The organism is Bradyrhizobium sp. USDA 4449, from assembly GCF_054056275.1.
Window position 1 is genome coordinate 6,415,289 of record NZ_JBSRYD010000001.1, and the last position, 15,337, is coordinate 6,430,625.

The 15,337-nt window shown below is 63.0% G+C and carries 17 protein-coding genes and 1 tRNA gene; 11 read left to right on the forward strand and 7 right to left on the reverse strand.

Annotated elements, in window-relative coordinates; genetic code table 11:
* Window positions 1-586: 586 nt before the first annotated feature.
* Complete coding sequence (locus tag ACVIIW_RS30080) at window positions 587-2,443, forward strand: alkaline phosphatase family protein (protein ID WP_456704030.1); 1,857 nt, start codon at window positions 587-589, stop codon at window positions 2,441-2,443.
* A gap of 45 nt (window positions 2,444-2,488) precedes the next feature.
* Here ACVIIW_RS30080 and ACVIIW_RS30085 read toward each other — a convergent pair whose 3' ends face one another.
* Window positions 2,489-3,061, reverse strand: coding sequence for a hypothetical protein (locus tag ACVIIW_RS30085; RefSeq protein WP_456704031.1), 573 nt, complete (start codon window positions 3,059-3,061; stop codon window positions 2,489-2,491).
* Window positions 3,062-3,453: 392 nt separating this feature from the next.
* Between ACVIIW_RS30085 and ACVIIW_RS30090 the strand changes: the two genes are divergently transcribed.
* The 3 genes from ACVIIW_RS30090 (at window position 3,454) to ACVIIW_RS30100 (ending at window position 6,031) form a co-directional block, all read left to right on the forward strand.
* A complete protein-coding gene (locus tag ACVIIW_RS30090; RefSeq protein WP_092238821.1) occupies window positions 3,454-4,113 on the forward strand; it encodes a peroxiredoxin in 660 nt (219 codons plus the stop codon).
* 143 nt (window positions 4,114-4,256) lie between these two features.
* Window positions 4,257-5,699, forward strand: coding sequence for a cryptochrome/photolyase family protein (locus ACVIIW_RS30095; protein WP_456705312.1), 1,443 nt, complete (start codon window positions 4,257-4,259; stop codon window positions 5,697-5,699).
* Between the two features lie 68 nt (window positions 5,700-5,767).
* Window positions 5,768-6,031, forward strand: coding sequence for a histone (locus ACVIIW_RS30100; protein ID WP_456704032.1), 264 nt, complete (start codon window positions 5,768-5,770; stop codon window positions 6,029-6,031).
* Between the two features lie 61 nt (window positions 6,032-6,092).
* Here the strand turns inward: ACVIIW_RS30100 and ACVIIW_RS30105 are convergent, their stop codons facing one another.
* The 3 genes from ACVIIW_RS30105 to ACVIIW_RS30115 all read right to left on the reverse strand — a co-directional run bounded on the left by ACVIIW_RS30105 (window position 6,093) and on the right by ACVIIW_RS30115 (window position 8,340).
* Window positions 6,093-6,839: a hypothetical protein gene (locus tag ACVIIW_RS30105; protein ID WP_456704033.1), complete on the reverse strand. Its 747-nt coding sequence runs from the start codon at window positions 6,837-6,839 to the stop codon at window positions 6,093-6,095.
* 88 nt (window positions 6,840-6,927) lie between these two features.
* Window positions 6,928-7,806, reverse strand: coding sequence for a DMT family transporter (locus ACVIIW_RS30110; RefSeq protein WP_456704034.1), 879 nt, complete (start codon window positions 7,804-7,806; stop codon window positions 6,928-6,930).
* A 90-nt stretch (window positions 7,807-7,896) separates the two neighbouring features.
* Complete coding sequence (locus ACVIIW_RS30115) at window positions 7,897-8,340, reverse strand: hypothetical protein (protein ID WP_456704035.1); 444 nt, start codon at window positions 8,338-8,340, stop codon at window positions 7,897-7,899.
* Window positions 8,341-8,647: 307 nt separating this feature from the next.
* Between ACVIIW_RS30115 and ACVIIW_RS30120 the strand changes: the two genes are divergently transcribed.
* The 5 genes from ACVIIW_RS30120 (at window position 8,648) to ACVIIW_RS30140 (ending at window position 12,708) form a co-directional block, all read left to right on the forward strand.
* Window positions 8,648-8,902 carry a hypothetical protein gene (locus tag ACVIIW_RS30120; RefSeq protein ID WP_456704036.1) on the forward strand — a complete coding sequence of 85 codons (255 nt, stop codon included), beginning with the start codon at window positions 8,648-8,650 and terminating at the stop codon, window positions 8,900-8,902.
* Window positions 8,903-9,026: 124 nt separating this feature from the next.
* A complete protein-coding gene (locus ACVIIW_RS30125) occupies window positions 9,027-9,308 on the forward strand; it encodes a hypothetical protein (RefSeq protein ID WP_456704037.1) in 282 nt (93 codons plus the stop codon).
* Window positions 9,309-9,731: 423 nt separating this feature from the next.
* Window positions 9,732-10,697, forward strand: coding sequence for a helix-turn-helix domain-containing protein (locus ACVIIW_RS30130; RefSeq protein WP_456704038.1), 966 nt, complete (start codon window positions 9,732-9,734; stop codon window positions 10,695-10,697).
* A 417-nt stretch (window positions 10,698-11,114) separates the two neighbouring features.
* Window positions 11,115-11,534: a CopG family transcriptional regulator gene (locus ACVIIW_RS30135; RefSeq protein WP_407179934.1), complete on the forward strand. Its 420-nt coding sequence runs from the start codon at window positions 11,115-11,117 to the stop codon at window positions 11,532-11,534.
* Window positions 11,535-11,538: 4 nt separating this feature from the next.
* Entirely contained in the window at window positions 11,539-12,708 is a 1,170-nt protein-coding gene (locus ACVIIW_RS30140; RefSeq protein ID WP_456704039.1) for an extracellular catalytic domain type 1 short-chain-length polyhydroxyalkanoate depolymerase, read from the forward strand.
* 169 nt (window positions 12,709-12,877) lie between these two features.
* Here the strand turns inward: ACVIIW_RS30140 and ACVIIW_RS30145 are convergent.
* From ACVIIW_RS30145 to ACVIIW_RS30155, 3 genes are all read right to left on the reverse strand, one after another.
* Window positions 12,878-12,954: transfer RNA gene (locus tag ACVIIW_RS30145), tRNA-Arg, on the reverse strand.
* A gap of 150 nt (window positions 12,955-13,104) precedes the next feature.
* On the reverse strand, window positions 13,105-13,566 hold the full coding sequence (locus tag ACVIIW_RS30150; RefSeq protein ID WP_456704040.1) for a hypothetical protein: 462 nt from the start codon (window positions 13,564-13,566) through the stop codon (window positions 13,105-13,107).
* 160 nt (window positions 13,567-13,726) lie between these two features.
* Window positions 13,727-14,290 (reverse strand): hypothetical protein, encoded by a 564-nt coding sequence (locus ACVIIW_RS30155; protein WP_456704041.1) that lies wholly within the window; start codon window positions 14,288-14,290, stop codon window positions 13,727-13,729.
* A 140-nt stretch (window positions 14,291-14,430) separates the two neighbouring features.
* Here ACVIIW_RS30155 and ACVIIW_RS30160 point away from each other — a divergent pair, with 140 nt between their 5' ends.
* Window positions 14,431-14,817 (forward strand): VOC family protein, encoded by a 387-nt coding sequence (locus ACVIIW_RS30160; RefSeq protein ID WP_456704042.1) that lies wholly within the window; start codon window positions 14,431-14,433, stop codon window positions 14,815-14,817.
* A 158-nt stretch (window positions 14,818-14,975) separates the two neighbouring features.
* Window positions 14,976-15,329 carry a GrlR family regulatory protein gene (locus ACVIIW_RS30165; protein WP_456704043.1) on the forward strand — a complete coding sequence of 118 codons (354 nt, stop codon included), beginning with the start codon at window positions 14,976-14,978 and terminating at the stop codon, window positions 15,327-15,329.
* Window positions 15,330-15,337: the final 8 nt, after the last annotated feature.

Below are 15,337 nucleotides of genomic sequence, written 5' to 3' on the forward strand. Positions count from 1 at the left end.
AACCCATCGCACAGTGGACCGCGGGTGCGAGGTCAGCACCCGGTCTTCCCTGCGCCCTCTTTCATCTGAGGGTAGGCGACAAAGCAAAGCTCGGGCGAGATGCCGCGAGGATGCGAAGCTGTGTCTGCAATGAAGGTGCGAATCGAAGGAGCGAAGTCGTTGCCGCATACTCCGTCGTTGCGAGCGCAGCGAAGCAATCCAGAAATGTATCCGCGGAGGGATTCTGGATTGCTTCGCTGCGCTCGCAACGATGTGGAAGCAGATGTGGGCCGAAACTCCGCGCTCGTGCCCCCGGACGCTGCGCAGCACGAAGTGATGCGCTGCACAGCCCGGGCCCGTGCGGCAGCGAACTCGATGGCTTTCCTGGGTCCCGGCTCTGCGCAGCAATGCTACGCATTGCAAGCGCGTCCGGGACACGAGAGCCTCCCTACCCCGCAATGACAAATCCGCTGACCTCTCCCCACCTCCCCCACCACTTCTGGCGTGCCGATCCGCTCCTGTAACAAAACTGTCGTACTGCAAAACTAAACGATTGCTCGGGGGCCGCGGTTCGGCGGCCGAGCCGCTTCGTCGCTAGGAGATTTTGATGCGCCGTTCACTGGTGTTGCTGTCAGCCGGACTGACAGTGCTGTCCACCGGATTTGCCTTCGCCGAGAACAACACGCCCCGCAACCTGATCCTGTTCATTCCCGACGGGCTGCGCGCGCTGAAGATCACCCCCGAAACCGCACCCGCCATGGCCGAGGTGCGCGACAAGGGCGTGAACTTCAAGAACTCGCACTCGCTGTTCCCGACCTTCACCATGGCCAACGGCTCGGCGATGTCGACCGGCCATTATCTCGGCGACACCGGCGTGTACTCCAATACGATCTGGGCCAACTACATCTCAGGTCCGGCCGGCGACACCGTGGTCCCCTTCATCGAGAACGACGCCGTCCTCGGCGACATCGACGAGCATTTCAAGGGCAACTATCTCAACGAAGAGACCGTTTTGAAGATGGCCCGCGACAAGGGCCTCAGCACCGCGGCGATCGGCAAGGTCGGCCCCACCTATCAGTGGGACCACACCGATCATCCGGAGAAGACGGGCAAGCACTCGATCATCATCGACGATTCCACCGGAGGCAAGGCCGGCGTCGCGCTGTCGGACGAGATGAAGGACGCGCTGACCAAGGCAGGTCTCGCCCTCACCGCTCCCGGCCGCGGCGACAACGGCAAGGCGGGCGATGCCAGGACGCCCGGCACCACCACGGCCAATTTGGTGCAGCAGGCCTATTTCGCCGACGTCGCCACCAAGGTGGTGCTGCCGATGTTCAAGGCGCGCAACAAGCCGTTCGTGCTGGTGTTCTGGTCGCGCGACCCTGACGGCACCCAGCACAACCAGGGCGACAGCCTCAACCAGATCCTGCCCGGCATCAACGGCCCGAGCACGATGGCGAGCATCAAGAACGCCGACAACAACCTCGCCCAGATCCGCAAGGCGCTGGACGAGCTTGGGCTCGCCGCCAACACCAACATCATGATCCAGGCCGACCACGGCTTCTCGACCATCTCGAAAGAGAGCAACACCAGCCCCTCGGCCAGGATCAGCTATGACGACACGCCGAAGGACTTCTTGCCGATGGGCTTCCTGGCGATCGATCTTGCGAAAGCGCTCGACCTGCCGCTGTTCGACCCCAACGACAAGAACGCGGCCGTCACCGGCAACGCCCATCCGAAGGCCGGCAACGGCGTGCTCGGCAAGGATCCGACCAGGCCCGATCTCGTCGTCGCCACCAATGGCGGCTCGGACCTGATCTACCTCCCGAACAAGGACAAGAAGCTGGCCGCCAGGACGGTGAAGGCGCTGCTGGAGCAGGACTACGTCTCGGGCCTGTTCGTCGACGACCAGCTCGGCCGCATCCCCGGCACCCTGCCGCTGTCGAGCATCAATCTGCGCGGCAAGGCGGCGACGCCGACGCCTGCGATCGTGGTCAACTTCCGCTCCTATGCCAGCGAATGCGGCGAGGCGCCGACCAATTGCTCCGTGCAGGTGGCCGATACCGTGCTGCGCCAGGGCCAGGGCATGCACGGCAGCTTCAGCCGCGGCGACACCTACAACTTCATGGCTGCGATCGGTCCGGACTTTAAAGCCGGGTTCGTCGACGAGCTGCCGGTCAGCAATGCCGACGTCGGCATGACCGCGGCCCAGCTTCTCGGCCTGCGCGGCTCGCAGAATGGCGGCCTGGTCGGCCGGGTAATGTCGGAAGCACTGCCCAACGGCCTCGTGCCGAAGGCGTACAAGGCGGTCGAGAAGTCGAAGAAGAAGTCCGAGAATGGTCTGGAGACCGTGCTCAACGTCCAGCGCGTCGGAAGCCAGCGCTATTTCGACGCCGCCGGATTCCCGGGCCGCACGCTGGGCCTCGAGCCTGAAGCCGGCAAACAAAAAACGGCGGGGCAATAGCCCGCCGCTTCATTCGCGCCCTCAATGAGGGCGCGAAAGCTTCAATCACATGCCAATGTCGAAGACGTTAGGCAATTGGCCCGCCAGAGGCAGCGCGGTGGCGCCCAGGAAGGTCGCCACCATCGCCATCAGGCGACGATTGTTGTGGCGCTTGCCGCGCATCTGGCCGGCGATCCATTCCAGCATCTCGCTGTTGACCTTGGAGGCATAGGATGGCGCCCAGCTCTCGATGTCGGTGTCCTGAGCCAGCGCGACGCTGCGCGGGGGCACCTTCAGCCCTGAGGCGCTCGCTGCATAATGGGCAACGGCCTTGGTGAGCAAATCGTCGAACCGGCCGCCATCGGCACGTTCGGTCGCGGCTTCGTTGATCTCGAACAGCGCCTCGGCTTCGGCGCGGCTGATCGGCTGGTCGTTGACGGCGGTGGCGGTCAGGATGCGGGCGCACCAGGCGGCATCATCGGAATCGAGCGACCGGGAAAAGTGCACCCTTCCCTTGGTGGTCGGACCTTCGCCCGTGATCACGCCATCGCGCACGACGGAAAGCGCATGGGCCGCGGTATCGCGGCAGGACGGTTCGAGGGAGGGCGACTCAACGGACTTCAGCAGTGCGGCAGACATAGTTCACTTCCAGATTTCTTCTGATCGACCAGCATTTTCATGCGGGCGTAAAGGGGTGGTTAATGATTCGATATGCGGATCGCGACATTTCTCAATGGTTGCCGATTGGTCGCTGCGAGGACCATTTCGGTTCCGAAGAGCGTCGGGCGGGCGTGATGCGGGTCATAAACGGCTTTATCGGGGCAATCGAGACCGTGAAGCCCCGGTGGAGATGTTTCGCCGCAGGGAGCGCCGTAACAAAATTGTGCTGAGAAATCAGCCCTTCAGAGCAGGAATTCACATTTTACTTGAAGCAGTTCAGTTGGCGTTCACTTGGGATCGTCAAGTCCATATAATGGGGAATTACGGCAAGCCAGAATTTTTGAGTAAATTCAAAGCGATGAGGTAGAACCATGACACTTCCGATCGGCGCCACCGCACCCGACTTCGAAGCTGAGACCACCGAAGGGAAGATCAAGTTCCATGACTGGATCGGCAACAGCTGGGCGCTGCTGTTCTCGCACCCGAAGGACTTCACGCCGGTTTGCACCACCGAGCTCGGCGCCCTCGCCAAATTGAAGCCGGAGTTCGACAAGCGCGGCGTCAAATTGATGGGCCTCTCGGTCGACCCGGTCGATCGCCACTCGAAATGGTCTGAAGACATCAAGGAGACGCAAGGCGCTGCCCCGAACTACCCGATGATCGGCGATACCGATTACAACGTCTCGAAGCTGTACGGCATGCTGCCGGCCGCGATCTCGGGCGATCCCCTCACCCGCACCGCCGCCGACAACCAGACCGTCCGCAACGTCTTCATCATCGGGCCGGACAAGAAGATCAAGCTGGTGCTGGTCTATCCGATGACCACAGGCCGAAACTTCCAGGAGATCCTGCGCGTGATCGACTCGCTCCAGCTCACCGCCAAGCATCGCGTCGCGACGCCTTCGGACTGGAAGCAAGGTGAGGACGTCATCATCGCGGGCTCGGTCTCCAACGACGAGGCCAAGACGATCTACCCGCAGGGCTGGAAGGAGCCGAAGCCCTACATCCGCATCGTGCCGCAGCCGAAATAACTACCTGTCATTCCGGGGCGATGCGTCAGCATCGGCCCCGGAACGACGAGTTAGACCTTACGCCGCCCGCTGGCGCCCCTTTAGCGGTGGTTCACAGCCCGTACGCTCGACGATTTCCAAGACGTAAACAAGGACACGCTCTGATCCCGCCAAGCCCCCCGCCTGTCATCGTCTGGTTTCGCGACGACCTTCGCCTGTCGGATCACCCCGCCCTCCACGCCGCCGCCAAATCCGGCGCGCCGGTAATCTGCCTCTATGTGCTGGACGATGCGGCCGGCCGTGCGCCCGGCGGCGCGGCGCGATGGTGGCTGGCCCAGTCACTCCGGGCGCTCGGCACGGACATCGCGGCCCGTGGCGGATCGCTTGTCCTGCGCAAGGGACCGGCGGCCAGGGTGATCCCGGAAGTGGCTCGCGACAGCGGCGCCGGTTCGGTCCATTGGAATATCATCGCTCAGTCCCCGCATCAGGCGGTCGAGAAACAGCTCGAGGCGGCGCTGGCAAAGCTCGGCGTGGGCTCGCAAAGTTTCCCCGGCGACCTGCTCGTCCCGCCATCGGCCATCCGCAACAAGGAAGGCCGGGGCTTGCGTGTGTTCACGCCGTTCTGGCAGCGGGTGCTGTCGCTCGGCGATCCGCCCAAGCCCTTGCCCGCACCGAAGCAGCTTCGCCCCGGAGCGAAGATCGCGAGCGACAGGCTGGAGAGCTGGATGCTCGAGCCGAGCAAGCCGGACTGGGCCGGCGGCCTGCGTGAGAGCAGGACGCCGGGTGAGGCGTCGGCCCGCGCCCGCCTGCGCGACTTCCTCAAGCACACCGCGCGCACCTATAGGGGCGACCGCGACCGCCCGGATCGCGAGGGCACCTCAGGCCTGTCGCCGCATTTGCGATTCGGCGAGCTCAGCCCGCGCCAGGTCTTCCACGCCGCGCGCTTCGCCGCGGCCGAGAATCCGGCGCTCAGCTTGGGTATCGACAAGTTTCTGAGCGAGCTCGGCTGGCGCGAGTTCTGCCGCCACCTCCTCCACGATCACCCGAACCTCGCCACCGAGAGCCTGCAAACCAACTTCGACAACTTTCCCTGGAAGCCCGATAACAAGGCGCTCGCCGCCTGGCAGCGCGGCCGCACCGGTTATCCCCTCGTCGATGCCGGCATGCGCGAGCTCTGGCACACCGGCGTCATGCACAACCGCGTGCGGATGGTGGTCGCCTCGTTCCTGGTCAAGCATCTGCTGATCGACTGGCGCGACGGCGAGGCGTGGTTCTGGGACACGCTGGTCGATGCGGATGCCGGCAGCAACCCTGCCAACTGGCAATGGGTCGCCGGCTGCGGTGCCGACGCCGCCCCCTATTTCCGCGTGTTCAATCCGGTGCTTCAAGGCGAGAAGTTCGACCCTGACGGAACCTATGTCCGGCGCTGGGTGCCGGAGCTGAAAGACCTGCCGGCGAAGTTGATCCATCGGCCTTGGCAGGCGACGCCCATCGAGCTTGCGAGCGCTGGCGTGACGCTCGGCAAGACCTATCCGCGCCCGATCATCGACCACGCCAAGGGACGCGAGCGAGCGCTCGCCGCTTACGCAACGATCCGCAAAGGTTGAGCCTTGCTTTGACACAATCATGAAACCCGCTATCGTCATCGCTCCATGCAAACCGTGGGGGACACGATATGGACGACGACAAGCCGATCTCCGAGCAGGCCATGGAGACGATCACCACCGCAGTGGAAGCGACCAAGGACGCCGCCGTCGCCGCCGTGAAGAAGGTGAAGAAGGCAACCAAGAAGGTCGCAAAGAAAGTCGCGCCGAAGAAGGCGTCCAAGAAGAAGGCCGCCAAGAAGTCCTCGAAGAAAGCGACCAAGAAGGCGGTGAAGAAATCCGCGAAGAAGGCCGCGGCCAAGTCGAAAAAGAAGGCCAAGAAGGCCAAGCGCTGATCACAGCGCTTGGATGATGTCTCCGGGTGCGGGCCCGCCCGGAGACCGCTCCTGCGAACCTCTATCCCTGCTTTTTGGCTGCGCGCCTGCCCGGATGATGCTTCCCTTTCGGATCGCGAAACTCGCTGCGATGGCCGCGCCGGTCTTCAGCGTTGAAACGCCGCCGCTTCGCAGGTGAGCCGAACGCCTTGATCACCTTCCTGCCCTTGACCTTCTTGATGACGTAGCCGCCTTCGGTCATCGAGAACGGCGCCTTCAGCGTACCGTTGTGGTCGAACCTGGTACCGCGGGGATGCTTGATGGGTTCGAACCAGGACGGATAGACGAAGTTCGACATCGGGAAACCGCTGACGAGGAAGCCATCCTCCTCCACGGCGTCGCAGACCTCGTAGGCGTATTGGGTGTTCCGGTCCTTGTCGGCCCAGAGATTGGCCAGGGGATCGAGCACCATCTCGAACAACTCGTGTGACGCCGCCATGCTGACCGGCTCGTCGCCGAGCGCCTTGACGAAGATCTTCGAGATCGGCTGGCCCTGATACGTCAGCTCGTGCCGCCCGAGCATGTTCTTGTCGGAGGCGTCGTCGAAATAGACGAGCTGCCAGTCGGTGTGTTTCGGTTTGCGCGTCACGTAGAGATCGACGGGATAGCCCCAGACCGGCAGGAAGTGCTCATCATAGCATTTTTGCAGCGCCGCGGTGAGTTTACCCATCATGCCGCTGTCGATCGTCTCGTCAGCGTGGTTGATGCAGGCAATCCGGACCGGCTTCAGGGAACGGCCGAGCAGTGCTCGCTTCGCCTTCTTCTTCATGGAAATCACCGCGTGAGAGTTCAGCTGAATTGCGATCAGCCTATCACGATGCCCTCGGCACGCCAGGGATGTATTCCGGCGGCGTGGCTCAGGAGCCGAAGCGTCGGTTGACCACGAACACCGCGGCCGCGCACATCGTCATCCCGGCGATCGCCAGAGCATCGAGCTTCTCGCCGAACAGCACATAAGCCATCAGCGCGGTCACGGCGGGCACCAGATAAAACAGGCTCGCAACCGATGTCGCCGCAGCGTGACGGATGAGCCAGTACAAAAGGCTGATCGATCCGATCGAAAGTGCGATCGCGAGCCAACTGAGCGCGAGCACGAACTCGCGCGTCCAGTGCACGACCCGGTCCTCGAACAAAAGGGCGCCGGCTGTGAAGAAGATGGTGACCGCCACATATTGCACGAGATTGCCGGCCCGCCAGTCGATGTGACTGCAGAAGCGGCGCTGATACAGCGTGCCGAGCGTGATGCTGACCAGCGACACCACTGAGGCGAGCCAGCCGAGTCCGGCTTCGCCAATCATCGGGCGCTCGCGCAGAATCAGGGCCACGCCGCCGAGCCCGAACACGAGACCTGCCCACTGCACCGGCGTCACCTTCTCGCCGAGCCAGCGATTGGCGATGGTCGAGGTCAGAATCGGCTGCAGGCCCGGAATGAGCGCGGAGAGGCCTGCCGGAATCGAATGCGCGATCGCGATCGCGGTGCCGCCGAGATAGAAGCCGTGGACGAGTATGCCGGCGACCGCGCTGTGCGCGATACCGACTCGATCAGGCCATTTCGGGCGGGTAATGCCGGCGATGATCGCCATCAACCCGACCACCACCGCCATACGGATGGCGAGATAGGTCAAGGGATCGGCGTTGTTGATGACGTATTTGGTGCCGATGAAGCCGGTGCTCCAGAGCAGGACGAACAGGACAGGCGCTGCGCGCGCGGCCAGATGATCGTGATGATGATTCATTTGCCGCCTCATTGCCCGAGCGGCGACGGTGCGGCAATGTGAATTTCTGATGCTGCGCTGCGACGGTGCACAGCCGCTCAGCTCAGCCCATCACCACTCTTCCGGACAGGGATCGATGATCTTCCAGAGCTCGACCCCGTTCTTGATCTTCTTCATGTCGGTGGTCAGCCCGCCATTGCGGCGAATCCAGTCCTTCACCGTGTCAGGGTAGTAGGACATCAGGTCGGAGGTCCCCGCTGCGCTGGTGACCTTGATTCCAAAGGTGAATGCCTTGTCGTAATAGGCCTGGTGGAAGCCGAGACTCGCCTTTGGTGTCACGCAGATCTTGTTCAGCGGCACGATGCCGAGCACGAGCGTGCAGGCCGAGTTGCAGATCCCGTCGATGATCACGCGCTCGCCGGTGTCGCGGACGCGCTTGTACTTAGCCTTGTACTCTTCGACGTAGCCTCCGTGGTCGCGGGTGATGTGCAGTTCAGCCCGTGCGGGCGCGGCGGCGACGAAGAGCAACAGCAGGCTGAAGAGCGTGATGCGCATGGCAGGTTGCGATGAAAACCTTGCAGGAACGTACCGGCCCCTCGAAGAGGACCTCAATGAAAATCCCCAAAGGAGCCGGGGGCGGAATCTTTGACCGGATTCTCTTTGGCCATACTTGTGTGGGGAATTCGTTAAGCATCCCGAAAAGGCCAAAAATGGGCAGGCCCGACCGCGCTTCCGGCAATTCTGTCACACCCACCCGGGAATCTGCGGGATTAACCCCGCTTTCCGGGCCCCGGATGGGTGCCCTGGCGGTCCGAAATGGCTATAGATGGGTGACCGATTTGCGTGGGTCCGGAGAATCGACATGAGCCAATTCAAGCTTGTAGCCGCGGTTGCTGCCTTGTCGGCCGCAATTCTAGTCCCCAGCCTCGCGGAGGCCAGGGGCCATCACCGCTATTACGCGAGTCCGCTGCCCTACCCGATCAGCTATCTGCACAATTACGGCCCGGGTATCACGCCCGGTACCTTCGCCTTCTACGACGGCCCATCGACCAACCACTGCTATCAGAGCGCTGCCGCCTATGTCGGCCAGGACAGGCGGCGCCACCCCTGCTTCTGAGGGGCGTGGCCACAGCCAAGCGGGCGGCTAGCTGAGGATCTGCTCTCAGCACTCCATTTCGGTTCTGCCACAATTTGATCAGAACAACTTCGATACCCTGTGTCGCGTAAGCGGAGGAAGACATATGAAGCTTAAAATCGGCCTTGTCGCCGTGTTCCTGCTCGGTGCACTCGCGGCATCGTCGTCGGTCGCATCGGCCATGCCGGTTGCGCCAGCACCTGCGCCCCCGCAGCTCTCAGACGTCGAGCAGGCCCGCACGGTCTGCAATGCCTGGGGACGCTGCTGGTGGCAGCCGAACGTCTATTACGGCTACGGTTACGGCCCCGGATATTATGCGCCACCACGCTATTACGGCCCGCGCTACTATCGGCCGCGCTATTATGGATATTATGGCCGCCGCTGGTGAGTTTTGAAGGGGCCCTCTGGGCCCCTTCGCTTTTGCGAGATGGCGCTGGAGTCCGCTGCAGCTGAAGCAACTCCAAGACTGATCTAGATCAAAGATGAAGTTTGCCGTGCCGTCATGCTGCGCGGATGACCGATTTGATAGTATTCCGGTGCCCGCGGGCGGGCAGAATCTGCAAGCACATCTTGAAAAGCAGCCAAGCCGGGAAGGACGAAGCTTTGCATCCTTCGCCTGCAGGCGCCTCCATTTCATGACCCTGCTGCCCGCGCAGCGGATGAACCGGAGAGGTTTGACGTAGCCACGCATCCGGTCCCCGTGTCCGCAATATCAGCGCGGGGAATCCTGTTTACTGAATCGTCGCGTTTCGCCATTGATCGGCGCATCGACGTTCATTTCGTTGTCACATTGCAGCATTCGGCCAGACGCATGTTCTTCGACGCTCTTGCCCCCTCCTCCGCGCTCCAGCTGACCCGGTTTACCGATGTCGACGCGTTTCGACCGGCCGAGTCCCTGGAGGACGCCCGGAGCATTCCGCTTGATGTCGCCAATTTCGCAGCGGCGCGCGCCATCGTGAACCTGCCGGGGTGTCGGATCATTGTGGCGAGGTCATTCGCACGCATTCTCGATAGCGTTTACCGCGCGCCAGGCGGCATGGTGATTCTGCCGATGACCGACGATCTGCGGGCCAGTTCGAGCGGGGTGGATATCGACTCGCGCTTCTTCATCGCCTTGCGCGGCAACCACCATTGCCATTTTGTCGAACCGCGGATCAATCACCATGCGCTGATCATGTTCTCCCCCGCACTCGGGGATCGCGGCTGGTTCGATCGCCCCGACACTTTGTGGGTTCGTATCGCGGACCCCGCTGCGCATCTGTACGCGCGGCAGCTTGTGCAAGATATCTTGCAGACCGCGTCCATACAGCCGGATAGGTTCGAAACGCCGGAGGTCGCCGCGCACCTTCAGGAGGGCCTGTTGCTCGCCTTCGACGAGTTGTTCCGGATCAACCCGTCGCGCGATCGCGGCGCTCCACGTGCGGGCGCACGCTCAGCCAGGCTCGTGCAGCAGATCGACGACTACGTCACAGCCTATCCAACCGCTCCGATCTACACAGCCGATCTCGCCGATGAATTTGGCGTCTCGATCCGCACCCTGGGCGGTGCGGTGGCCAAGGTGCGCGGGATGAGCCTGCATCAATACATCCGGCTGAAGCGGCTCTGGGCAACCCGCTCACAGCTCCTCAGAAGCGGTGCCGCCTCGGTGGCCTCGTGCGCGCGCGCCCAAGGCTTCCACCATCTCGGCGAGTTTGCCGCAGCTTACCGCGCGACCTTCCACGAAGCGCCCTCGGACACGCTGGCGCGAGCCCGGCAAACCGGTTTTCCGGCGAACTGACATCTTCACTGTACTGAGAGGTGGATGGGCAACAAGCCGGCCTGGACGGAGGGAAGACCCTGGGCAGCTTACGAATGGCGCGCTCGGAAGGATTCCAAGCCTCCGACCCTCGGAATCGAAATCCGCTCAGTCCGCAAGCAGTTAGAGTGGATGTTTCGTCGCCTTGCCGCGGAGTTGCGTCTCTCTCCTGCGTGCTCATCGACCAGATTGTTGGGTAGGTCTGAATGCTCGGCGAAGCGATCCGGCCGGACGCTTGAGCGCCACGCCGGTGCCGCACGCCTCAAGCGCAGGTCCGCAATGGCGGCTCCGGATATCCCGCCGCCCCCGTTATCGCGAATGCGTGTGGGGACGCCCCCTTGACGCCCGAGTCTTTCCATCCATATACCATCCATGTGGATGCCAAGGGGATGCTATGTGATGCCGAGTAACGTTCACGAAATCCGACCAAAGCCGTCCGACACGGAAAAAATCACGATCAATCTTGGTTTTGTCGATCTCGGTCAGGTCGACTTGATGGTGCAGGAAGGGTTCTACTCGAACCGCACGGATTTCATCCGGACCGCGATCCGCAACCAGCTCGAACGCCATGCCGACGTGGTCAAGCAGTCCACGGCGCGAAAGAGCCTGGACCTGGGCTTGCGAAACTACAGCCGCGAGGATCTCGAGGCGGCGCGGCGGGCGGGCGAGATGCTGCATATCAATGTTCTGGGCCTCGCGACTATCGCCCAGGACGTCACGCCCGAGCTTGCCCGCGCGACGATCGCCTCGATCTCCGTATTAGGAGCTCTGCACGCGAGTCCGGCCGTCAAATCCGCCCTCGCTGACAGAACGAGGTAAGGCCATGCTGAAACTGGATATGGTTCGCGAAGCCACACGCCTGACGCGGTCGGGCCAGCTCGTTGAGGCCACCGCGCTGATCCAACGCGTGCTTAGGGGTGAGAGCGCGCCGGACGTCACCGCTCCCGGCACACGCCGCTCTCCCGCGACAGAAAGAAAGCCGCCGATCATCGACGCCAAGCCACACGTGGCCGCGACGAGGAGTCCGCGTCGCACAGCCCGTGCGCCGGTGGATCTCGCCAAGAATCTCCCTGGGCTTGGCCTCGGAGGACCGCTGCGGCGCGCCCCGCCGTCCATGGCGGACATCGTGCCGGACGGCACCCGGTTCGTCGAAGGTAGCTACTGCAACGCTGCGGGAAGCCGCTCCTACCGGCTCTTCATCCCCAGCGGCTATCATGGACAGGCCATTCCGCTCGTGATCATGCTGCACGGTTGCACGCAGTCGCCGGAGGATTTCGCCGCCGGCACGCGAATGAACTTCATCGCCGAAGAACAGACCTGCTTCGTGGCCTATCCCGCGCAACGGGCCGAAGCGAACCAGGCGAAATGCTGGAACTGGTTTCGTCCAGCCGACCAGCAGCGCGTTGGGGGCGAGCCTTCGCTCATCGCCGGCATCTCCCGCCAGATCATGCGCGACTATTCGGTCGATCGGGAACGCGTCTACGTCGCCGGACTGTCCGCCGGGGCCGCAGCCGCGGCCGTCATGGGATCGACGTACGGCGATCTGTACGCGGCGATCGGCATTCATTCCGGACTGGCCTGCGGAGCAGCCAGCGACCTTCCCTCCGCGCTGATGGCCATGAAGCAAGGCGGCGGACCTGAGGCAATGCCGGGCGACGGCCCGCCCGTGCCGACAATCGTCTTCCACGGCGATCGCGACACCACGGTGCATTCCAAAAACGGCACTCGGATCGTCCGACAGTCGATCGGCGCATCCCGCACGAAGGCGAAGGTGCACCGCGGGCGGGTACCTGGAGGGCATGCCTACACCCGCACGGTCCACACCGACGTCGGCGGGCGGGGAATCCTCGAACACTGGGAAATCCACGGAGCCGGACACGCATGGTCGGGAGGCAGCCCTGCCGGCTCCTACACCGATCCGGACGGACCGGATGCGACGAGGGAGATGCTGCGTTTCTTTCTCGAACATTCGTTGCAGAGGAGACGAAACTAGCGTCACTGCCAGCGACTCACAGTCACTTCGCGCAGCGCGCGCAGAGGTTGGCAATTGACCCATCGTCTGGCGAACGCAACGGCGACATCCATTCAGAATGCGGCATCTGATGGCGTTCAGAATGACAATCCTGAGACAGCCAAAAGCGCTTGATAGTCATCAGGGTGAATGGCGCGCTCGGAGAGATTCGAACTCCCGACCCTCGGAATCGAAATCCGATGCTCTATCCAGCTGAGCTACGAGCGCCCTGACCCGGGTGAGGGGCCACAAACCGACTGCCTCGGTCGTACGCTGGTGGGCCGGCGCACCGACGGCGTTCGGATCGGTTCGAATTAGCAGAGAGGTCGGACAATAAAAAGCCCTTCCCGCCTTCATCCAGGGGGGATCAGACCATTCTTACCAGGTCGTGTCGAAAAGACCGAAATGCGGCTGCTGTGCCACCTGCATCATCGGCTGGCCGCGCCGCGGCGCCGAATGCGCCCGAGCCACCTTGCGCTTGGGCTGAACTGGGGCCTGAACCTGCGCCTGCGGCTTCCCCTCGGCCTTCGGCGTGAATTGGGCAAATGTCTCGCGCACCCGCGCCTTCGCGGAGGCGTCAGCCAATGGGTCTGCCTGCGCGGTCGGCTGAGGTACGGCGGCCGCGGTCTTCATCACCGGCGCGGCGATGGTCGGCTGCCTGGTGTCGAGCACGACACGTTCAGGCAGATGACGGTCGGACCGGATTCGGATCAGCGGCTGGTCGTAGCTTGCAGCTGCAACGGTCTGCACAGCCGGCAACGTCGGCCAAACGAAATCAGCTGCGAATAACAGTGCGAGCAACGCTCCACCGACGAACAGGAAGTACCGAAAGATGGGCATTGACCGCGCTCCGCCCCCCGCATCCGCGCGTGGGCTTTTCGCCTTAACCGGCGATCCTTTAATTGGTTCCTGGGCCCAGCCTTAGGTTCAAATGGCAACGCCAAGATTTTCGGCCAAGGGGCGTGCAAGGTAACTTTTCCGCTAGCGGAATGTGCAGCCCTTAGGCGCGCCGCGCCGTCACGAGCGAGCACTTCGCCTGGTCGGCGTTCACGTTGACGAATCCGACCGGGACGTGGGCAAAGGTCTTGCGGCTCTTCATGCCAACGGTATCGGCCAGCACGCGGCTGCGGTCCGTCAGATGGCTGCCGTCGCGCCGCGCAAAAGCGCAGACGATCTCGACATCCTTTACAGCATAATCATTGTCATTCCGCACGGTGAAGGTCACCAGCGCCTTCGAGCCAAGGCCGCCGCGCCTCCAGGTCTGCGAGGAGATCCTCATTCGGTCGAGCTCGGCGTCCCCCGCAGCGGGGGTATCGGAGGCCGCCGCCGGGGGAGCCGGATTGTCGCCCGCCAAGGCGAAGCTCACCAAGGTCGATTTCACCGGTTCGGTTTCAGCGACATTGCCTTGGGAAGGATGCGTCGTCAGCCCGAGGGCACCGCCAACCACGAGTGCAGCCATTAAGAGGCCGCGCTCGACCCGGACGTTTGCGGACTTCGTCCGCGGCGTACCCTCGCCATTCCTGACGAAGCTTCCCGGTCCGATCGGAGCAAACCCTTCGCTCATGGGTGCGTCACTCGCCTCCTCTTTCAACCGGTGAGACGAATTCAGGTTCCCGCATCCATGCGAATTTCGGATAGGAGCCATAGTGTCCATCGCCTAACATGCGCTGCGACATCGCTAACGCCCTGCCGAGAGGAATTGAAATGCCAATCATCGTCACCTGGGATCACGTCCATCTGCGCAGCCCCGATCCGGAAGCGACCGCGACGTGGCTGCAGGATATCCTCGGCGGCGAGATCGTGCGCGCGCCAGGGCGCATCGATGTGAACCTCGGCGGCGCAAGGATCTTCATCGCGCCGCTGGAAGGCGACAGCGCCGTCAGCCCGCCGCCTCCTCACCCTCATCAGGGCCTCGACCATTTCGGGCTCACGGTGAAGGACATCGATCTCGTCGCCGCCGAGATCAAGGCCAAGGGTGTGACCTTCACGCGCGAGCCGACCACGATCCGGCCCGGCGTCCGCGTCTGCTTCATCCGCGGTCCCGAAGGCATCTCCATCGAGCTGCTCGAGCGCGACAAGAAATACACGTGATTCCTCAGGGCCTAAGGGCGTTGCCCGTCATTTCAGTGTCACAGATACAACGGGCGGGCAGCCAAGCGAAACTGCCGCGTTGCGCGAGGGGTTGCGCTTTGGCATAAAAGCCTCACCGGTTTAGCCATTGGGCGATGGCGTCCGGCCGACGGGGCGCAATGAAGAACGGCCTCTATTCGATCCATGTGAGCCTGCTCGATGGCCGAGCCGGCAAGGGTAGCGGCGTGATTCTTTTTCGCGACGGCAAGATCCTTGGCGGCGATGCCTACCTCTACTACACCGGCAGCTACGTGGTGAAGGACGACCACACGTTCAAGGGCGAGGTGCTGGTGCAACGGCACACCTCGCCGCGCGGCGACGACAATCCGCTGTTCGGCGGCCCTGCCCCCGTTGGCATCGGCGTCAGCGGCACCTACACGGAAACCCGCGCGGAGATGACCGGCACGGCGCTGGTTGGCAAGGCCAGCCTGATTTTCGGCGCCACCCTGCACAAGCTTGTAGACGCCGACTAGCCACAGGT

What these genes read in the sequence shown, in the direction of transcription:
- ACVIIW_RS30080 (WP_456704030.1), top strand. Translation starts at nt 587, where the DNA reads ATGCGCCGTTCACTGGTGTTGCTGTCAGCCGGACTGACAGTGCTGTCC.
- ACVIIW_RS30085 (WP_456704031.1), bottom strand. Translation starts at nt 3,061, where the DNA reads ATGTCTGCCGCACTGCTGAAGTCCGTTGAGTCGCCCTCCCTCGAACCG.
- ACVIIW_RS30090 (WP_092238821.1), top strand. Translation starts at nt 3,454, where the DNA reads ATGACACTTCCGATCGGCGCCACCGCACCCGACTTCGAAGCTGAGACC.
- ACVIIW_RS30100 (WP_456704032.1), top strand. Translation starts at nt 5,768, where the DNA reads ATGGACGACGACAAGCCGATCTCCGAGCAGGCCATGGAGACGATCACC.
- ACVIIW_RS30105 (WP_456704033.1), bottom strand. Translation starts at nt 6,839, where the DNA reads ATGAAGAAGAAGGCGAAGCGAGCACTGCTCGGCCGTTCCCTGAAGCCG.
- ACVIIW_RS30110 (WP_456704034.1), bottom strand. Translation starts at nt 7,806, where the DNA reads ATGAATCATCATCACGATCATCTGGCCGCGCGCGCAGCGCCTGTCCTG.
- ACVIIW_RS30115 (WP_456704035.1), bottom strand. Translation starts at nt 8,340, where the DNA reads ATGCGCATCACGCTCTTCAGCCTGCTGTTGCTCTTCGTCGCCGCCGCG.
- ACVIIW_RS30120 (WP_456704036.1), top strand. Translation starts at nt 8,648, where the DNA reads ATGAGCCAATTCAAGCTTGTAGCCGCGGTTGCTGCCTTGTCGGCCGCA.
- ACVIIW_RS30125 (WP_456704037.1), top strand. Translation starts at nt 9,027, where the DNA reads ATGAAGCTTAAAATCGGCCTTGTCGCCGTGTTCCTGCTCGGTGCACTC.
- ACVIIW_RS30130 (WP_456704038.1), top strand. Translation starts at nt 9,732, where the DNA reads ATGTTCTTCGACGCTCTTGCCCCCTCCTCCGCGCTCCAGCTGACCCGG.
- ACVIIW_RS30135 (WP_407179934.1), top strand. Translation starts at nt 11,115, where the DNA reads ATGCCGAGTAACGTTCACGAAATCCGACCAAAGCCGTCCGACACGGAA.
- ACVIIW_RS30140 (WP_456704039.1), top strand. Translation starts at nt 11,539, where the DNA reads ATGCTGAAACTGGATATGGTTCGCGAAGCCACACGCCTGACGCGGTCG.
- ACVIIW_RS30150 (WP_456704040.1), bottom strand. Translation starts at nt 13,566, where the DNA reads ATGCCCATCTTTCGGTACTTCCTGTTCGTCGGTGGAGCGTTGCTCGCA.
- ACVIIW_RS30155 (WP_456704041.1), bottom strand. Translation starts at nt 14,290, where the DNA reads ATGAGCGAAGGGTTTGCTCCGATCGGACCGGGAAGCTTCGTCAGGAAT.
- ACVIIW_RS30160 (WP_456704042.1), top strand. Translation starts at nt 14,431, where the DNA reads ATGCCAATCATCGTCACCTGGGATCACGTCCATCTGCGCAGCCCCGAT.
- ACVIIW_RS30165 (WP_456704043.1), top strand. Translation starts at nt 14,976, where the DNA reads ATGAAGAACGGCCTCTATTCGATCCATGTGAGCCTGCTCGATGGCCGA.